A 17,123-nucleotide genomic window follows, 5' to 3' on the forward strand; every position below is an offset into this window, starting at 1 on the left:
TTACGCCTCCATCATGATTAGTTGTGGATCGTTCAGTAAACGCTTGATGTTGTTCATTGCGTGCTGAGCTGTTGCACCATCGATGATACGGTGGTCGAAGCTTAGGGAAATCGCAAGAACTGGAGCTACTACAACTTCACCATCGCGTACGATTGGCTTGTCTGCAATACGTCCGATACCAAGGATCGCCACTTCTGGGTGGTTGATGACTGGTGTGAACCACTGACCACCGGCAGATCCGATATTCGTAATTGTAGTGGAAGCACCTTTCATTTCTTCAGATGATAGTTTACCGTCACGAGCTTTCACAGCTAGTTCGTTGATTTCGCTTGAGATTGAGAAGACGGACTTGCGGTCTGCATCTTTTACGACTGGAACCATTAGGCCTTTCTCTGTATCAGCAGCGATACCAATATTATAATAGTGTTTCTGAATAATTTCATCCGTATTGTCGTCAATTGACGTATTAAGGACAGGATATTTCTTCAGAGTAGATACAAGAGACTTCACAACATATGGAAGGTAAGTCAACTTGATGTCCTGCTCAGCTGCAACAGCTTTGAACTTCTTACGGTGGGCAACTAGTTCAGATACATCCACTTCGTCCATCAACGTTACGTGAGGAGCTGTATGCTTGGAGTTCACCATAGCTTTGGAGATCGCTTTACGGATTCCGCTCATCTTCTCACGGGTTTCTGGATAAGCTTCACCTGCAGCTGGGGCTGCTTGTTGTGTAGAAGCTGCTTCTTCCTGCTTGTCTTCAGCTGGAGCTTCTGTCGCTGCTTCTGCTTGTCCGCCGTTCATGAAGCTTTCAACATCCTCTTTAAGAACGCGGCCGTTTTTGCCGGACCCTTGAACTTTACGGATGTCGACATCGTTGTCACGAGCGAATTTACGTACAGAAGGCATCGCTACAACGCGGCGGTCTTCATCAACATCACCATCGTTTGCAGATGCAGCTGGTTGTTCAGCTTTTTCTTCTTTGCTTTCTTCTTTAGATGCTTCTTCTTTTTCTTCCTTCGGCTCTTCTTTAGGCTCTTCAGAAGCAGGAGCATCTTCAGATCCATCATCGATTGTGATGATGACGGTTCCGACTGTAGTCGTTTCACCTTCGTCCACATGGATGTCTTTGACCGTTCCATCTACTTGGGAAGGGATTTCTACTACAGCTTTATCGTTTTGTACTTCACAAAGTACATCGTCTTCTTTTACTTCGTCGCCAGGCTTGACGAACCACTTCGCAATTTCACCTTCGTGGATACCTTCACCGATATCAGGCAGTTTAAATTCGAATGCCACGGTTATTACCTCCTAGTATTAGAGATGATTAAAAGTTCATAACGTCGTTGACTTTTTCAACGATCGTGTTGTGATTTGGCAACCATACTTCTTCTGCTTGTGTGAATGCATAGACAGTGTCTGGTGCAGCTACACGCAATACAGGCGCTTCAAGGTGAAGGATGGCTTTCTCTTGAATTTCAGAAACAACGTTCGCTGCGATACCCGCTTGCTTTTGAGCTTCCTGGACAACTACAGCACGGTTTGTTTTCTTAACAGATTCAAGGATTGTTTCGTAATCGACTGGAGATACAGTACGAAGGTCAATGACTTCTGCACTGATTCCGTCTTTCTCAAGCTCTTCTGCAGCTTTAAGAGAAGAGTGAACCATTGCACCGTAAGCAACAAGAGTAACGTCTGTACCTTCGCGCTTAACGGCAGCTTTATCAAGATCTACTGTATATTCTTCTTCCGGAACTTCTTCACGGAAAGAGCGGTAAAGTTTCATGTGCTCAAGGAAGATCACAGGATCGTTATTGCGGATGGAAGAGATCAGAAGACCTTTCGCATCGTATGGATTAGATGGGATAACTACACGAAGACCAGGCTGTTGAGCCATTAGACCTTCAAGGCTGTCTGCGTGAAGTTCTGGTGTGTGTACACCGCCGCCGAATGGAGAACGAACAGTAATCGGCATTGGACGAGTACCACCAGAGCGGTAACGATAACGTGCCATTTGACCGCTGATTGCGTCCATGACTTCGTATACGAAACCGAAGAATTGAATTTCAGGTACCGGACGGAAGCCTGTAAGAGCAAGCCCGATGGACATACCGCCGATTCCGGATTCAGCTAGTGGTGTATCGAATACACGATCTTCGCCGAATTCTTTTTGAAGACCTTCAGTCGCACGGAAAACTCCGCCGTTCTGACCAACGTCTTCACCGAAAACCAACACGTTTTCATCATTTTTAAGTTCTGTGCGCATCGCGTCTGTGATGGCTTGGATCATTGTCATTTGTGCCATGATTTACTTCGACTCCTTTTCCTTGTATTCTTCCATCTGCTCTTTCAAGTTAGAAGGAAGTTCCTCATGCATGATACCGATCAAATCAGTAACACTTTGTTTTGGAGTATTGTCAGCTTCTTTAACCGCTGCTTTGATTTCTTCTTTTGTTTTTTCGATCAGTTCGTTCTCTTCCTCTTCAGACCATAGGCCTTTCGCTTCAAGGAACTTACGGAAACGAACGATTGGATCTTTCTTCTCCCACTCGTTGTCTTCATCTTCCGTACGGTAACGAGTCGGATCGTCTCCGGCCATTGTGTGTGGGCCATAACGATAAGTAAGTGTCTCGATCAATGTCGGACCTTCACCGTTCACAGCACGCTCACGTGCATCTTTCGTTGCTGCATAAACAGCAAGAACGTCCATACCATCAACTTGGATGCCTTCGATCCCGGCAGCGACAGCTTTTTGAGCGATTGTTTGCGCTGCAGACTGCTTCTCAACAGGTACAGAGATCGCGAAACGGTTGTTTTGTACAACGAAAATCGCTTGAGCACCGAATGCACCAGCAAAGTTGATACCTTCGTAGAAGTCACCTTGGGATGCACCGCCATCACCTGTGTAAGTGATTGCTACAGCATTTTCACCGCGCTTTTTATAACCAAGTCCAACACCAGCTGTTTGCGTGATTTGCGCACCGATGATGATTTGTGGGCTCACTGCGTTGACACCTTCAGGCATTTGGTTTCCTTTATGGTGTCCACGGGAGAATAGGAATGCTTGGTAAAGTGGAAGGCCGTGCCAGATCAACTGTGGTACGTCACGATATCCTGGAAGAATAAAGTCTGCCTTCTCCAGTGCAAATTGGCTTCCAAGCTGAGATGCTTCCTGTCCAGCAGTTGGAGCGTAGAATCCAAGACGTCCCTGGCGGTTAAGCGCGATGGAACGCTGGTCTAGAATACGCGTATAAACCATACGGCGCATAATTTCTTTTAGATCTTCATCAGATAGGTCAGGCATAAAATCTTCGTTTACGATTTCGCCTTCTTCGTTAAGGATTTGAAACGTTTCGAACTGGTTTTCAATGTTCTCAAGAGTTCGTTTCAAAGTCATTCACCCTTTCCTTTCGTATTTTAAAATGGATGCTGTGAGTAGCTTTCCCAATTATGAAAAAAAACTGTACCGATTTGCTCTTTACGTTTTACCCTGAACACTTCTTTATTAATCATGCAGGGGCGTTTATAGAAACTGTTACATTCTTCAAGTAAGATTCAATGGTACAATGTCAATCCATTATGTAGTTTAGCTTAAATCGTCATCATTCGTCAATCACTTCGCTACATAATATCTAACCATAGTCATAGAGGCTTCTGACAGCAGTCGAAAAATGACTAATTTTGTTATTTCAGAACAAGATACTGTATCACCACAAAATTAAGCCTGTATTAATCTTACGTTTTTTTCCCTTAACAATCAAATGAATTGTTCAGTAAGAGCTTTCTGCTGGTTCAGTTTTCAAGTTCTTAATGATGGAAGGAAAGCTTTATGATTTTTGCCGAAAAGAAAAAGCCGCTGACGAATCTCCGTCAACGGCTTTCTCATTACTCCTCTTCTGAAGCAGAGGATTCTGATTGTTCTTCATAAGTTACATCAAGTTCCATCGCTTCATAAAGTTCTTTTTTCAATGTATTATATTCTTCCGTATGTTCATTGAACGTTTCGTTATGTTCAATCACTTCATTATACTTTTGATTCACCTTATCGATTTGTTCCTGAAGTTGTTCTTCTGTCAAATCCTCATTCTGCATCATTTCATATAGTTTAGCATCCAAAGTTAAAGCTTCGTCATAAGCCGTATATAAATTCTGGTACGAATCGTACCGTGCATTCATCGTTTCGACCAATTGCTCTGCTTTTTCTTTTGCCTCCGCATGCTCTTCATCTATGTCTTCGATCAAAGGTTCAACCTTATCGAATTCTTCCTTTGCTGCATCGATGCTTTCTTTTTCAAGCTCCAGCTTCTCTCTGCGTTCTTCAACAATCGAGGCCGCCTGCTTGGACTTCTCTTGAATTTGATCAAATTGATCCATGTTTAAATTGATGATTTCTTCATATAACTGTTGTTCTTCTGTCTCAAGATCCACCATCGGTTGCTGCTGTTCGCGGAAGGCATCTTCTAACGTCACCGCTTTTTCAAGATGTTCATAAATCTGTTCTTCTGCTGACTGACCTGTACAGGCAGATAAGAAAGCTGCTACTGCCAGGAGCACCACTAGCATATGTACTCGCACACCTTTTCCCCCTCGAATTCCATGAAACATTATTGTAATCTAAACGTATCTACAATAGTATAATAAATGATATCAAATTGAAAGTGCCTTTTTCACATATGTTACCATTGACATGGAGAAGAAAAAGATCTATTTGAGAGAGCTCTTTATTCCATTCATTATAAATCATTGATTGGAGCTTTTTTTTGAAAAATGTATAGTTTGAAAGGATGTTGCTTAATGATTACAATGGACGATATTGTTCGTGAAGGTCACCCTGCTCTGCGCAAGGTGACAGAAGAAGTGCCCCTCCCCCCTTCTGAGGAGGATAAAAAAACATTAGAAGAAATGATCCAATACTTGAAGAACAGTCAGGATGAGCAAATTTGTAATCGTTACGGTCTACGTCCTGGCGTTGGCTTAGCTGCACCACAAATCAATGTGAATAAACGGATGCTAGCGGTTCATTTCACAGATATGAAAGATAAATTATACAGTTACGGCTTATTCAATCCGCGTATCGTCAGTCATTCAGTGGAAAAGACATACCTTTCTACAGGGGAAGGGTGCCTTTCCGTCGATCGCGAAGTGCCTGGTTATGTCCCGCGCTATCGTCGTATTACAGTAAAAGCTACGGACCTCGAAGGTAATGATGTGAAGCTGCGCTTGAGAGATTATGCAGCTATCGTGTTTCAACATGAAATTGATCATCTGCACGGGGTCATGTTCTATGATCACATCGATCAGGATAATCCTTTCAAGGAGCCTGACAATGCTACACCTGCTGATCGATAAAAACGAAAAGCTCCACCGTCCCATGACGGTGGAGCTTTTTATACTCTTAACTTCTTCTATATAAGCTCCCTCAACCCGGGCAACGCCCCCTGGGTACCTCGAAACTGTTTCTTCCACAATCCCTGACTTAAAGTTAAAAAGAGGTTACTTCAACAACCCTAGTTCATAAATCGCATGAGAAAGGCCGTCTTCACCGACATCTTTGGTTACAAAATCACTGACAGCTTTCGTTTCAGATACTGCATTTCCCATCGCGACTCCCGTTCCTACCTCACGGATCATTTCAATGTCATTCAAGCCGTCGCCAAAGGCATACGTATCCTCCATCTTAAGCCCGGCTGCTTCAATCAATTTTTTGATCCCTTCGGCTTTTGACCCACCTTTAGGAAGGACATCACAGGAAACAGGATGCCACCGGATGTAATCAAAGGATTCATAGGCTTCTCTATACTCTTCGATTTCGTCACCTTCACAGAAGAGAAGGGACTGATAAATATTTCTTCCTTTGAAAAAGGATGCGTCCGCACTAGGGTGATCGATATATAACGTCCCCAGGCTTTCTTCTATATGATCGTGATCTGGTACAGAAGCTTTCATTTCTTCATGATTCATAAAGACCATCGGATGGTCGTTCTGCTCTGCGTGCTTATGAAGACGAGCAAGCTCTGGTTCAGATAATGGATTTGTGTAGATCTCTTTTCCTTCAAAAACGACATACTGTCCGTTGAAACTGACAAAGGAATCGATTCCAAGTTCTTCTCTCAACTTCTTATACATAAAAGGAGCACGTCCCGTTGCAATGGCGCAGTAAACCCCTTCATCTTTGAGTGCCTGGATCGCTGCCTTCGTTTTCTCCGGCAGTTTTTTATCGTGATCCAGCAGTGTTCCATCAATATCAAAAAAAGCAATTTTTTTCGTCATTTCCTTGTCCTCCTCGTCGGCCTGCATACAATTTCTCTTATGTATCATAGCATACCCCACTCTTTGGCTATACTGTAGCATGAGTGGATAGGTTTGAGAAGAAAAACACACGATATATACAAAATCTAATATGTAAATGTTTCATTCTTCCACAAACCGTATTATACTAGAGATAACAGGGATTGGGCGGTTTAACGTTTTTTTGTTTTCTTCTTCAGAATGAAAGGGGATAGATGCCAATGATGAAGCGTCTACGAAGGAAGCTTAGAAAACGTTGGAAAAATTTCATGAAACGAAAAACATACGCGTAAACCATTGTTTTAGGGTGTACCGAGCACCCGCACATACCATTATCATTCCCATATAGGAAACAAACGTGCTATGATGATGACAGGACAAGAATGTGGAAATTATATCTAGTTAGGAGCGATAGAGTAATGATATTTAAAGTACTTTATCAGGAACTTGCGAGCGAAGTTCCTGTCCGTGAACGTACAGACAGCATGTACGTGGAAGCGGAAACAGAAAGACAAGTTCGTGAAAAATTAAAAAATGAAGGATTCAATATTGAATATATTCAGGTGCTTGATGAGGATCATCTTGAATATGAAAAGCAATCCGAAGATTTCAAAGTGGAGAATTTTTAACCGATGAAATTCGTTAAGAATGACCAGACAGCCGTATTCGCCCTGGGCGGACTCGGTGAGATCGGTAAAAATACGTACGGAGTACAATTCCAAGACGAAATCATCCTCATTGACGCTGGTATTAAATTCCCGGAAGACGAGCTGCTCGGTATCGACTATGTTATTCCGGATTATACGTACCTCGTCCAAAATCAAGACAAAATCAAAGGACTATTCATTACGCACGGTCACGAGGACCACATTGGTGGAATTCCTTATCTGCTACGTGAAGTCAATATTCCTATTTACGCGGGCAAATTGGCACTAGGCCTGATCCGTAACAAGTTGGATGAACACGGCCTCTTGCGGAATGCGAAACTGAATCCGATTCAGGAAGATGATGTCATCAAATTCCGTAAGACATCCGTTTCCTTCTTCCGTACGACACACAGTATCCCTGATTCCTACGGGGTTGTAGTAAAAACCCCACCAGGAAACGTCGTACACACCGGGGACTTTAAATTCGACTTCACCCCTGTAGGAGAACCAGCCGATCTTGCTAAGATGGCTGAAATCGGAAAAGAAGGCGTACTTGCCCTATTGTCCGATAGTACCAATGCAGAAGTTCCTGGTTTTACAAAATCAGAACGAGTGGTTGGGCAAAGCATCGATGACATCTTCACGCGTATGGATGATGGTCGATTGATCTTTGCAACCTTTGCATCAAATATTCACCGCCTTCAACAAGTGGTGGAATCTGCCGTTAAGAAAGGCCGTAAAGTGGCTGTATTCGGACGCAGTATGGAATCTTCCATCCGAATCGGTCAGGAACTTGGATATATCCGTGCCCCTAAGGATACATTCATTGATGCCCAACAGATCAACCGACTTCCAGCAAATGAAGTCGTGATCCTATGTACAGGCTCACAAGGTGAACCAATGGCTGCCCTGTCACGTATCGCCAACGGTACTCACCGTCAAATTCAAATTCAACCTGGCGACACCGTCGTGTTCTCTTCTTCCCCAATCCCTGGAAACACGATCAGTGTCAGCCGTACGATCAATAAACTTTACCGCGCCGGTGCCGATGTCATCCACGGCCCATTGAATGACATCCATACATCCGGTCACGGTAGTCAGGAAGAAATGAAGCTCATGCTTCGTTTGATCCAACCGAAATTCTTTATGCCGATTCACGGGGAGTACCGTATGCTGAAAGAGCACACGAAGCTCAGCCACGATTGTGGCGTCGAGCCTGAGAACTGCTTCGTCATGGATAATGGTGACGTCCTTGCTCTCGGGAAAGATGAAGCTAGTGTCGCAGGCAAAATCCCGTCCGGCTCTGTCTATGTAGATGGTAGCGGAATTGGTGACATCGGTAACATCGTCCTTCGTGATCGTAGAATTCTTTCTGAAGAAGGTCTTGTCATCGTAGTCGTAAGCATAAACATGAAAGAATTCAAGATCGCATCAGGTCCTGATATTATCTCCCGCGGATTCGTCTACATGAGAGAATCAGAAGACTTGATTAAAGAAGCACAGAACCTTGTCAGCTCCCATGTTGAAAAAGTGATGGAGCGTCGTACGACTCAATGGTCTGAGATCAAAAACGAAATCACAGATACCATTGCTCCGTTCTTGTTTGAAAAGACGAAGCGTCGTCCGATGATTCTTCCAATCATTATGGAAGTGTGATCATGAAAAATCCCCGCTGGAATTTCCAGCGGGGATTTCTTTTTATGTCAGCCGTTTCAATGCTTTTTTCATGTCCGGCAAGTCGAGGTTTCCAGTTTCAAAAAATTCTTTAACGATATACTTGGAAAAGTTCACAGCTGACTGGTAATCAATTTTTCCTGGGAGCGGGGCCTGGTCTTCAATGACGACATCGATCAGCACCGGTTTTTCCGAAACGAAGGCCTGTTTCATTTTTGTAGAGAGCTCCTCATAGGATTCAATGCGATACCCTTCTCCCCCACAAGCTTCCGCAAACTTCGCGAAGTCCACTTCTCCTAAGTTCGTAGCGTAATTCAAATGCCCCATCTGTTCTTGTTCGTATTTAATCATTCCAATTTTGCTATTATTCAGCACAATCATTTTAATCGGCAGGTCGTATTTGACGGCCGTTACAAAATCATGCATGACCATAGAGAATCCCCCATCACCAGATACTCCAATCACCTGCTTATCCGGATAGGCTTTTTGCGCTGCAATCGCGCCAGGTAGTCCACTTCCCATGGTTGCAAGCCAACCGGACAAAACAAATTTCTGGTTCACCAGGTGTAAAAAGCGCGTGAGCCACACCGTCACATTTCCAACATCTCCTGAGACAATCGCGCCTGGCTCCATATGTTTTTCCAATTCGTACATCACTTGAGGCGCATGCAATGGATTTTCCGTGGAACGTTTCTCTTCCTGAACGGCGATTCTCCAATCGTTCATTTTCTCCTGGTAATACTCAAGGTAGTCCCTCTTTTCAACAGGGGAGACTAACTTCGCTAAAGCTGCGAGAGTTTCTTTACTATCCCCTGCAAGACCTACGTCAATAGGATAGTATTTGCCCAAGTTTTCAGGTTTGTTGTCAATTTGGATCGCTGTGACATCATCGGGAAGGAAATCCCGGTAAGGGAACTGGGTCCCTACAAGAATTAACAAGTCTGTTTCCTTCATGGCATGGTAGGCAGGCTTCGTCCCGATTTGACCATGCTGGCCAAGGCAGTAAGGGTGATTATCCGGGATGACCCCCTTAGCGAGTAGGCTCATGATGATGGGAGCCTTTATTGCTTCTGCAAAATCAATCAATTCATTTGGTGCATTTCTCGTCCCCTGCCCTGCCAGAATAATCGGCTTCTCTGCTTTTTCAATCAGCTGTCTAGCTTCGTTCAATTGAGTCTGCGCAGGAAAAATTTCTGGTCGATAGTAGTCTCCAGATGTGAGTCGAACCTCATCTTTCTGCTTGGCTGCAAAAAGATCATCCGGTACGATCAAAACGGAAACCCCTTTATGAGCGTATGCTTCTTTGATGGCCTGGTCCAGTAAATCCGGAAGCTGTGCTTCTGTCTCCGCCCGACGATTGAAGACAGCGACATCATCAAACATTCTCTCCAAGTTGATTTCCTGGAACGCTCCCGTCCCCACTTCCTCACTATGCACTTGTCCAACGATCGCCAGCACAGGCGCGCTGTCTGCTTTTGCATCATAAAGGCCATTAAGTAAATGGACAGCTCCTGGTCCAGCAATTGCTGCCGTTACACCGATCTTGCCGGTCAATTTCGCATAAGCGGCCGCTGATAAGGCACCGGTTTCCTCATGGCGGACTTGTATGAATTCGATTTCATCCTGCCTTTTCCTCAAATCATCAATCAATTCGTTGATGGAGTCTCCCGGCATTCCGTATATGTGATCGACACCCCAGTTGATAAGTTGTTGTGTCATGACTTCCCCTGTTCGTTTATTGAACATCCAAATCATCCTTTCAAGCTCCATAAATTATCTTCTATAACCTTTCTTATTTCCTTTTCCCGCTTTTCTTAAACAATGGAGTCGATGATAAATGATGTCCATGTTTTCCACTAATAAATTTCTGTTATAAAAAATTCATGATATACTTCGAATCCATTATTTTAATCTCAGACGACCTCCGTTCGTGGATCAATCATCCACAAACGGCGCAGGTAAGTTCAAGTAACTACTTCAGAGCAGGAGCAAGAAGTGATAAAATACAATAAAAAATGATTGACTGGGAGGAGAAATATGGATTTATCCATTCGTAACGCTAAGCTAAACGATTATGAGTCGTTGCTGACTCTGTTTAAACAGGTTCATGAATTTCACGTTTCTGCAAGGCCGGATTTGTACATAGAGAATGCAACTCCAGTGGAGCAAGGTTTTTTTGAAAGCCAGTTGATGGATAGCCATCAGCATATTTTTGTGGCTTCCATAGAAGATGATTTAGTTGGAGTTATCGTGACAAAGGAAGAAGAAACAATGGAAAACTCTTTTGTCAAAGCGAGGAAAGTATTGTTAATAAACAGTTTATGCGTTGATGAAAAGCATAGAAAAAAGGGGATCGGAAAAGCACTAACGGCGTACGTTTTTGATTTTGGCAGCAGACTCAAAGTAGATAGTATTGAACTGGGAGTAACCGAGAGTAATTCATCGGCGATTGAATTTTATCGGTCCATGGGGATGAAGACCAGGAGTAGAAAAATGGAGATTGCCCTTGATTCTTTGAGCGATTAGCAGTTGCATTATGGTTTACATCAAACTTTAATAAAAACAATAATAAAATACCCCTCTGGACCTTTTTTGACCAGAGAGGTATTACAGCATAGTATTAATCTTCTAATACGAGGTTTTTTTCAAAGCGGCTGATATCTTTATCTGCACCAATGACGATTAGGACATCGCTCTCTTTGATTTCTTCCGTTGCCATTGGTGAAACGATGACATCTTTATCTCTTTTGATGGCGACAACGTTACATCCGTATTCGGCGCGGATATCAAGGTCCACGAGCGTTTGACCACCCATTTTACTTCCGGCTTTCACTTCAACAACACTATGGTCATCAGAAAGCTCGATATAATCGAGGATGTTGTTGGAAATGATGTTATGAGCAATTCGTTTTCCCATATCACGTTCTGGGTGAACGACTTGATCGGCTCCAATCTTGTTTAGAATTTTTTCGTGGTAATCATTTTGGGCTTTGACTGTAATCATTTTGATGCCCATCTCTTTTAATATCAATGTCGTCAACATACTGGCCTGGATATTGTCCCCGATCGCTACTATCACATGGTCGATGTTACGGAATCCAAGCTCTTTCAATACATTCTCATCAGTTGAATCAGCAATGACGGCATGTGACGCGATATCACGATATTCGTTTACTTTATCTTCATCAAGGTCAAGGGCGAGAACTTCCATCCCTTCCCGGCTCAATTCGCGGCAGATACTCCCCCCGAAGCGGCCGAGGCCGATAACGGCAAATTCTTTTTTCATAGGTCAACCTCCAACTGTCTCGCAAAATCTATGCTTATTCTATCACATAAAACCCCACTCAACATATGGAACTTCCATAATAATAAAAGAACTTCCACTAAAGCTCCCTTTACTTGAAGACTCAGTTTCGAGACAATTGTTGGTTCTAGGAGCTCCGGGAAAAGGTTCGCTTTCCATGGGGCGGGCGGTGAGCCTCCTCAGGCTACGCCTTCCGGGGTCTCACCTGTCCCACACGTCCCATAGGAGTCTCACCTTTTCCCTCCGCCCCTTTACCTTATATGTGTCTCGAAACCACTTCTAAAAGGGGAGCATGTATGGTTGAGGGAAGTGGATGATTAGAACACCTCCAAAGTACGTCAGAGCTTGATCCAGAGCTCATTACACCTCAAATGTGTGGTAGTGGAAGACCTTCCAACTTGGTACAGAGGTTCGTTTTTCACATACCTCGAATGGGGTGGTTGGGAAGCTGCGAGACTCCCGTGGGAGAAGGAGTTAGGTGAGATCCCGCAGGACGCAGTCCGAGGAAGCTCACCACGTCCCCCACAGGAAAGCGAGTAGCTTCCCAGCCACCCCTGGCGCTCAACACGATAACGAACCACGAAACATCTCGAAACTGAGTCTTCAAGAATCCTGCCATATTCTTTCATAACAAAAGAAAGCATAGAGTCCATGGACTCTATGCTTTGGGTTAGTTCATTTACTTTTTCCCTTTTACATAATCCGCATCGAAAAGGAACAGTCTCATTAACAGGATGAGAGATGGAATCAATAATAACAGTCCTGCGATAAAGACGATGACCAGAGCGATCGCCATGGATTCGTTCGTCACGCCACTTGTAATGGTTACATAAGGATAGAGCAAGTATGGCAAATGAGAGGCTCCGTAACCAAAGAATGCAATGAAAAATTGAATCATGACGGCGATGAATGCCCAGCCATAATACTTCCCTTGATAGACGAGAAAGACAGCAATCATGAAAAAGGCTACGGATATTCCGAAGACCCACCATAATTCAATGGCTCGCTGGAAGTGATCCATATTTTGCTGACTAAGTGCGATGAATGTCGTGAGACTGGCAATGATTGTCGGAGAACTCCAGAACAGCGCATATTTTCTAAGGATTTCAAGCGCTGGTTGATCCCCTGCCCGGTTGGCATAATACGTTAAGAACATGGCACTGATATAAAGGACACTAACGATAGCAAGGAAAACAACACTCCAGGAATAGGGACTGGTCAGCAATTTCCCAAAAAGCAGTTGCACACCGTTAGAGGTCTCCTCAATGTAGCCACCCTCAGAAATGGTTAGAGCGGTGGAAAGAGATGCCGGGATGAGCAGTCCTGTCGCTCCATATAAGAACATATAGAGAGAATTATCCTTTGAACCATAGTTTTCAAAAGCATAAAAAGATCCTCGAATAGCGAGCAGGACAATTGCTATACTTCCTGGTATGAGTAGGGTTTGTCCGAAGTAATACGCCATATCCGGGAAAAACCCGACGAGTCCAACGAAAAAGAAGACGAAAAAGACGTTGGTCACTTCCCATACGGGCGATAAATAACGAGAGATCAGCTGATTGATCAAATGATCCTTCTTCGTCATTCGTGCGTAATAAGCGAAAAAACCGGCTCCAAAGTCGACAGAAGCGACAATCAAATACCCATAAAGGAAGAGCCATAGAACGGAAATTCCTATCAATTCATAACTCATGCGTCATCCTCCTTACTTGCAGCGGCTGTTTGAGGATAACGGTGTTCCAACTCCAATTCAGCCGGTATTCCTTTGAAAATTTTCCGTAATGTGATGAGACATCCCATACCGAGCACAAGGTACACAGCTGCAAATAGAATGAACATCGAGAACACATACGGAGAAGTGGTTGCACCTTCTGCAACGGTCATGAATCCACGTAAGATCCATGGTTGACGTCCTACTTCTGCATAAATCCATCCAAACTCGATTGCAAGCATCGTCAGCGGGCCAGTAGCTACGATCCCCCATAGGAGAAGCGGGTTATACTCGTTCCATTTCTTTAACTTCCAGAATACGAGAAATAAGAACGAAATTCCGAGTGTGTAAAAGCCGATGCTGACCATGAGGTCGAACATGTAGTGGATCCAAAGAGGAGGTCGTTCCTCTTCTGGTGTTTCATTCAACCCTTCCACCTCTGCATTGAAATCGCCATAAGCAAGAAAACTCAATGCATTTGGAATGCGTATCGCATTTTCTACTTCGTTGTCTTCATTTAATGTACCGAAAACGACTAGATCGGCACCTTCTTCTGTTTCAAAGTGCCACTCCCCTGCCGCCAGTTTTTCCGGCTGGTACTCGGCAAGGAATTTGGCAGAAAAATCTCCGGCAACAGCTGTCAAAATCGCAAATAGAAACGTCATCGTAACCGTCAGTTTCAATGCTTTCTTATGATAAAGCGAGCCTTTTTTAATAAGAATAATGAAGGCTGCAATACCAGCAAGTACCGCGGCAGCTGTTAAATAAGAGGAGGAAATGACGTGAAACACCTTCGTCGGGGTCGCAGGGTTGAACATCGCCGCGAGCGGATCAACGGCTGTAAAACGCCCGTCCTCCATTTCGAAACCTTGTGGTGTATTCATAAAAGAGTTGACGGTAGTTATGAAAAAGGCAGACAGCGTTCCACCGATCACGACGGGTATGGATAATAGCCAGTGATAGATCGGTTTCTTGAACCTGTCCCATGTATATAAATAAATGCCAAGGAAAATCGCTTCAAAGAAAAACGCGAAGGTTTCCATGAATAATGGCAGGGCAATGACATTACCGGCCAACTGCATGAAACTTGGCCAAATTAATGAGAGCTGTAAGCCAATCGCCGTACCTGTTACAACACCGACAGCTACTGTAATGGTATAGCCGCGCGTCCAGCGACGAGCAAGCAATGTATAGTGTGGATCTTTTTTCTTTATTCCTATGAGCTCGGCAATGGATACGAGTACAGGAACACCCACTCCAAGCGTTGCGAAGATCGCATGAAAAAGCAGCGTCATAGCGGTAAGCGCCCGGCTCACTTCAACAGTTTCAAATCCAAACATCTTTCTTCCCCCTAACTAAATCGGTCACTACTACCGTTAGTATAAAACGTGAAAACGGTTCATGGTCAGATGGTTGTTGACGATTTTGTGACATCCTTCACAAAGTGTCTAATTTATGAAAATCTTACCCGAACTTTTTCCTGCTGTCGAACATTATGCCTATATCTTCTCTTCCCTATTGATCAAACCTTCTAACTTAAGAAGGCCGACAGAAAGCATACTTCTTCTTCCGTTATGGATCCTAGTCTTGAAGACTTAGTTTCGAGACTTTAGTTGAACAAAAAAAGACACCGCGTTTGCGATGTCTTTGGAAATAATCAGATAGCGTCGAGCATTTGAAACTGGGCTTTTACAAGGTCGTAGTACTCGCCTTCCTGATCCATGAGTTCATCATGTGAGCCTTGTTCCAGGATGCGTCCATTCTCAAGGACGAAAATGTTGTCCGCTTCTCGTATCGTAGACAAGCGATGAGCAATCATAATCGCTGTTCGTCCTTTGAGCAGTTTACGAAGCGCCTGCTGAATCTTCAGTTCTGTTTCTGTATCGATACTTGCCGTTGCTTCATCCAAAATTAGGATTCTTGGATTAGCAAGCAGTGCACGGGCGAAGGACAGGAGCTGTCGTTCACCGGCAGATAGGATATTTCCACGCTCTTCTACTTCTGTTTCATAGCCGCTGTTTAGACGTTGGATAAAATCATCAGCTCCAACGACTTTTGCTGCTTCAATTACATCTTCATCGGAAGCATCGGGACGTCCGAAGCGGATGTTTTCCATGATTGTTCCTGAGAAAATGAAGGTATCCTGCAGGACGACACTGATTTGCTGGCGGACACTATCGATGGTAGCATCCTTCAAGTCTATCCCATCGATTTTGACGGCCCCCTGAGTCGGGTCATAAAAGCGGCTGATCAAGTTGGCGATCGTCGATTTTCCGGATCCTGTATGACCGACAAGAGCGACGGTCTCGCCTTCCTTCATTTTAAGGTTGATGTCGTGGAGGGCGATGCGTTTCGAATCATAGGCGAATTGAACATGATCAAATTCAATATGTCCTCTCATGTCTTTCAGCTCAATCGCATCTTTCTTCTCCTCTACGTTTGGCTCCTCATCCAGGAATTCAAAGATCCTCTCAGAGGCAGCCATCGCCATCAAGAGCTGGTTATACATCTGCCCTAAACGGGAAATCGGTTCCCAGAACATGCCAAGGAAGAAAGCGAACATGACAAAGTCACCGACTTGGATGCTTGACTGCAAGATTAAATGGGCTCCATAAGCGACAAGGATGACCGTTCCGACCGCATTGCTCATTTCAACAAATGGGCGGAACATGGCACTTTTCCTTGAAGCTGTGTTCCAGGATTGGAAGTTATCTGTATTCACACCATTGAAGTACTCTGTGTTTTCTTTTTCCTGAGAAAACGATTGAGTAATGCGAATCCCCTGGAGGCTTTCATTTAAGTGCGAATTCAACTTAGATTGCTGGATTCGCACATTCTGCCAGGAGCGGCGAATATTACGGCGCAGCTTTGTTGAGATATAGAACATGATCGGCAGGATGACGAGAATCGCCAGGGCCAGTTTTGGACTGAAGACTAATAGAATGACGACAATCCCTGTCAACATGACCACATCCATCAGCAAGTTGATGATTCCATTCGTGAACAATTCCTGCAGAGAGTTGATGTCGTTCATAATCCGGACAAGGATCGAACCTGCGGACCTTGAGTCGAAAAACTTATGAGAAAGTCTTTGGACGTGGGAAAATAAATGCTGCCTCAAGTCATAGATCACATTCTGACCGAGGATGTTCACATATTTAATTCTAAGCGCATTGCCGATATAACTGAGTAAATACATGATGGCAATTCCAACCACGAGTTGGATCAATAGATTGGTATTCCCATCAGCAATCGCAACGTCGATTGCTACTTGACCAATTAAAATAGGAACAACCAGTCTCACGATGGTGGATACGAGCATCGCGATGATCGCTACGGGCAGCAAAGTTCTGGCATAGGGCTTCAAGTACTTGAGAAGCCGCCACATTTGCGCCCAGTTGAACGGCTTTTCAATCGCCTGGTCCTGCGTATATTTAAATCGATTCAAATGGGTGCTCGTTTCTGGTTCATGTTTTGGTTTGCGAGCCATGGTCTCCCT

Annotated in this window: 14 protein-coding genes; 4 read left to right on the plus strand and 10 right to left on the minus strand. The window is 44.1% G+C overall.

Going from position 1 to position 17,123, the window contains the following annotated elements:
• The 4 genes from GLV98_RS05160 to GLV98_RS05175 all read right to left on the minus strand — a co-directional run bounded on the left by GLV98_RS05160 (position 1) and on the right by GLV98_RS05175 (position 4,575).
• Positions 1–1,299 (minus strand): 2-oxo acid dehydrogenase subunit E2, encoded by a 1,299-nt coding sequence (locus tag GLV98_RS05160; protein WP_160912691.1) that lies wholly within the window; start codon positions 1,297–1,299, stop codon positions 1–3.
• 28 nt (positions 1,300–1,327) lie between these two features.
• The gene (locus GLV98_RS05165) at positions 1,328–2,305 is read right to left on the minus strand and encodes an alpha-ketoacid dehydrogenase subunit beta (protein WP_089652751.1); all 978 of its coding nucleotides are present in this window, start codon (positions 2,303–2,305) and stop codon (positions 1,328–1,330) included.
• A gap of 3 nt (positions 2,306–2,308) precedes the next feature.
• Positions 2,309–3,391, minus strand: a complete 1,083-nt coding sequence (gene pdhA, locus GLV98_RS05170; protein WP_160912981.1) for a pyruvate dehydrogenase (acetyl-transferring) E1 component subunit alpha — start codon at positions 3,389–3,391, stop codon at positions 2,309–2,311.
• A gap of 494 nt (positions 3,392–3,885) precedes the next feature.
• Positions 3,886–4,575 (minus strand): YkyA family protein, encoded by a 690-nt coding sequence (locus tag GLV98_RS05175; protein ID WP_337193716.1) that lies wholly within the window; start codon positions 4,573–4,575, stop codon positions 3,886–3,888.
• A gap of 219 nt (positions 4,576–4,794) precedes the next feature.
• On the opposite strand from GLV98_RS05175, the gene def reads away from it, so the two are divergent.
• Entirely contained in the window at positions 4,795–5,349 is a 555-nt protein-coding gene (gene def, locus GLV98_RS05180) for a peptide deformylase (RefSeq protein WP_160912693.1), read from the plus strand.
• A 144-nt stretch (positions 5,350–5,493) separates the two neighbouring features.
• On the opposite strand, the gene GLV98_RS05185 is transcribed toward def, so the two are convergent.
• Positions 5,494–6,270 (minus strand): Cof-type HAD-IIB family hydrolase, encoded by a 777-nt coding sequence (locus GLV98_RS05185; protein WP_160912695.1) that lies wholly within the window; start codon positions 6,268–6,270, stop codon positions 5,494–5,496.
• A 437-nt stretch (positions 6,271–6,707) separates the two neighbouring features.
• On the opposite strand from GLV98_RS05185, the gene GLV98_RS05190 reads away from it, so the two are divergent.
• Both GLV98_RS05190 and rnjA read left to right on the plus strand, forming a co-directional pair.
• Positions 6,708–6,917, plus strand: a complete 210-nt coding sequence (locus GLV98_RS05190; protein WP_160912697.1) for a DNA-dependent RNA polymerase subunit epsilon — start codon at positions 6,708–6,710, stop codon at positions 6,915–6,917.
• A gap of 3 nt (positions 6,918–6,920) precedes the next feature.
• Positions 6,921–8,591 (plus strand): ribonuclease J1, encoded by a 1,671-nt coding sequence (gene rnjA, locus GLV98_RS05195; RefSeq protein ID WP_160912700.1) that lies wholly within the window; start codon positions 6,921–6,923, stop codon positions 8,589–8,591.
• A gap of 42 nt (positions 8,592–8,633) precedes the next feature.
• Here the strand turns inward: rnjA and GLV98_RS05200 are convergent, their stop codons facing one another.
• Positions 8,634–10,355 (minus strand): pyruvate oxidase, encoded by a 1,722-nt coding sequence (locus GLV98_RS05200; protein WP_160912702.1) that lies wholly within the window; start codon positions 10,353–10,355, stop codon positions 8,634–8,636.
• A gap of 291 nt (positions 10,356–10,646) precedes the next feature.
• On the opposite strand from GLV98_RS05200, the gene GLV98_RS05205 reads away from it, so the two are divergent.
• Entirely contained in the window at positions 10,647–11,135 is a 489-nt protein-coding gene (locus GLV98_RS05205; RefSeq protein ID WP_160912704.1) for a GNAT family N-acetyltransferase, read from the plus strand.
• A 94-nt stretch (positions 11,136–11,229) separates the two neighbouring features.
• On the opposite strand, the gene GLV98_RS05210 is transcribed toward GLV98_RS05205, so the two are convergent.
• The 4 genes from GLV98_RS05210 to GLV98_RS05225 form a co-directional block, all read right to left on the minus strand.
• On the minus strand, positions 11,230–11,895 hold the full coding sequence (locus GLV98_RS05210; protein WP_089652745.1) for a potassium channel family protein: 666 nt from the start codon (positions 11,893–11,895) through the stop codon (positions 11,230–11,232).
• Positions 11,896–12,592: 697 nt separating this feature from the next.
• The gene (locus tag GLV98_RS05215; protein ID WP_160912706.1) at positions 12,593–13,606 is read right to left on the minus strand and encodes a cytochrome d ubiquinol oxidase subunit II; all 1,014 of its coding nucleotides are present in this window, start codon (positions 13,604–13,606) and stop codon (positions 12,593–12,595) included.
• Positions 13,603–14,964 (minus strand): cytochrome ubiquinol oxidase subunit I, encoded by a 1,362-nt coding sequence (locus tag GLV98_RS05220; RefSeq protein WP_160912708.1) that lies wholly within the window; start codon positions 14,962–14,964, stop codon positions 13,603–13,605. Before GLV98_RS05220 ends, GLV98_RS05215 begins: the two co-directional genes overlap by 4 nt.
• 317 nt (positions 14,965–15,281) lie before the next feature.
• Positions 15,282–17,114: an ABC transporter ATP-binding protein gene (locus GLV98_RS05225; RefSeq protein ID WP_160912710.1), complete on the minus strand. Its 1,833-nt coding sequence runs from the start codon at positions 17,112–17,114 to the stop codon at positions 15,282–15,284.
• Between the last annotated feature and the right edge of the window lie 9 nt (positions 17,115–17,123).

This window comes from Halobacillus litoralis (genome assembly GCF_009856415.1).
GTDB classification, from domain to species: Bacteria; Bacillota; Bacilli; order Bacillales; family Halobacillaceae; genus Halobacillus; species Halobacillus litoralis_C.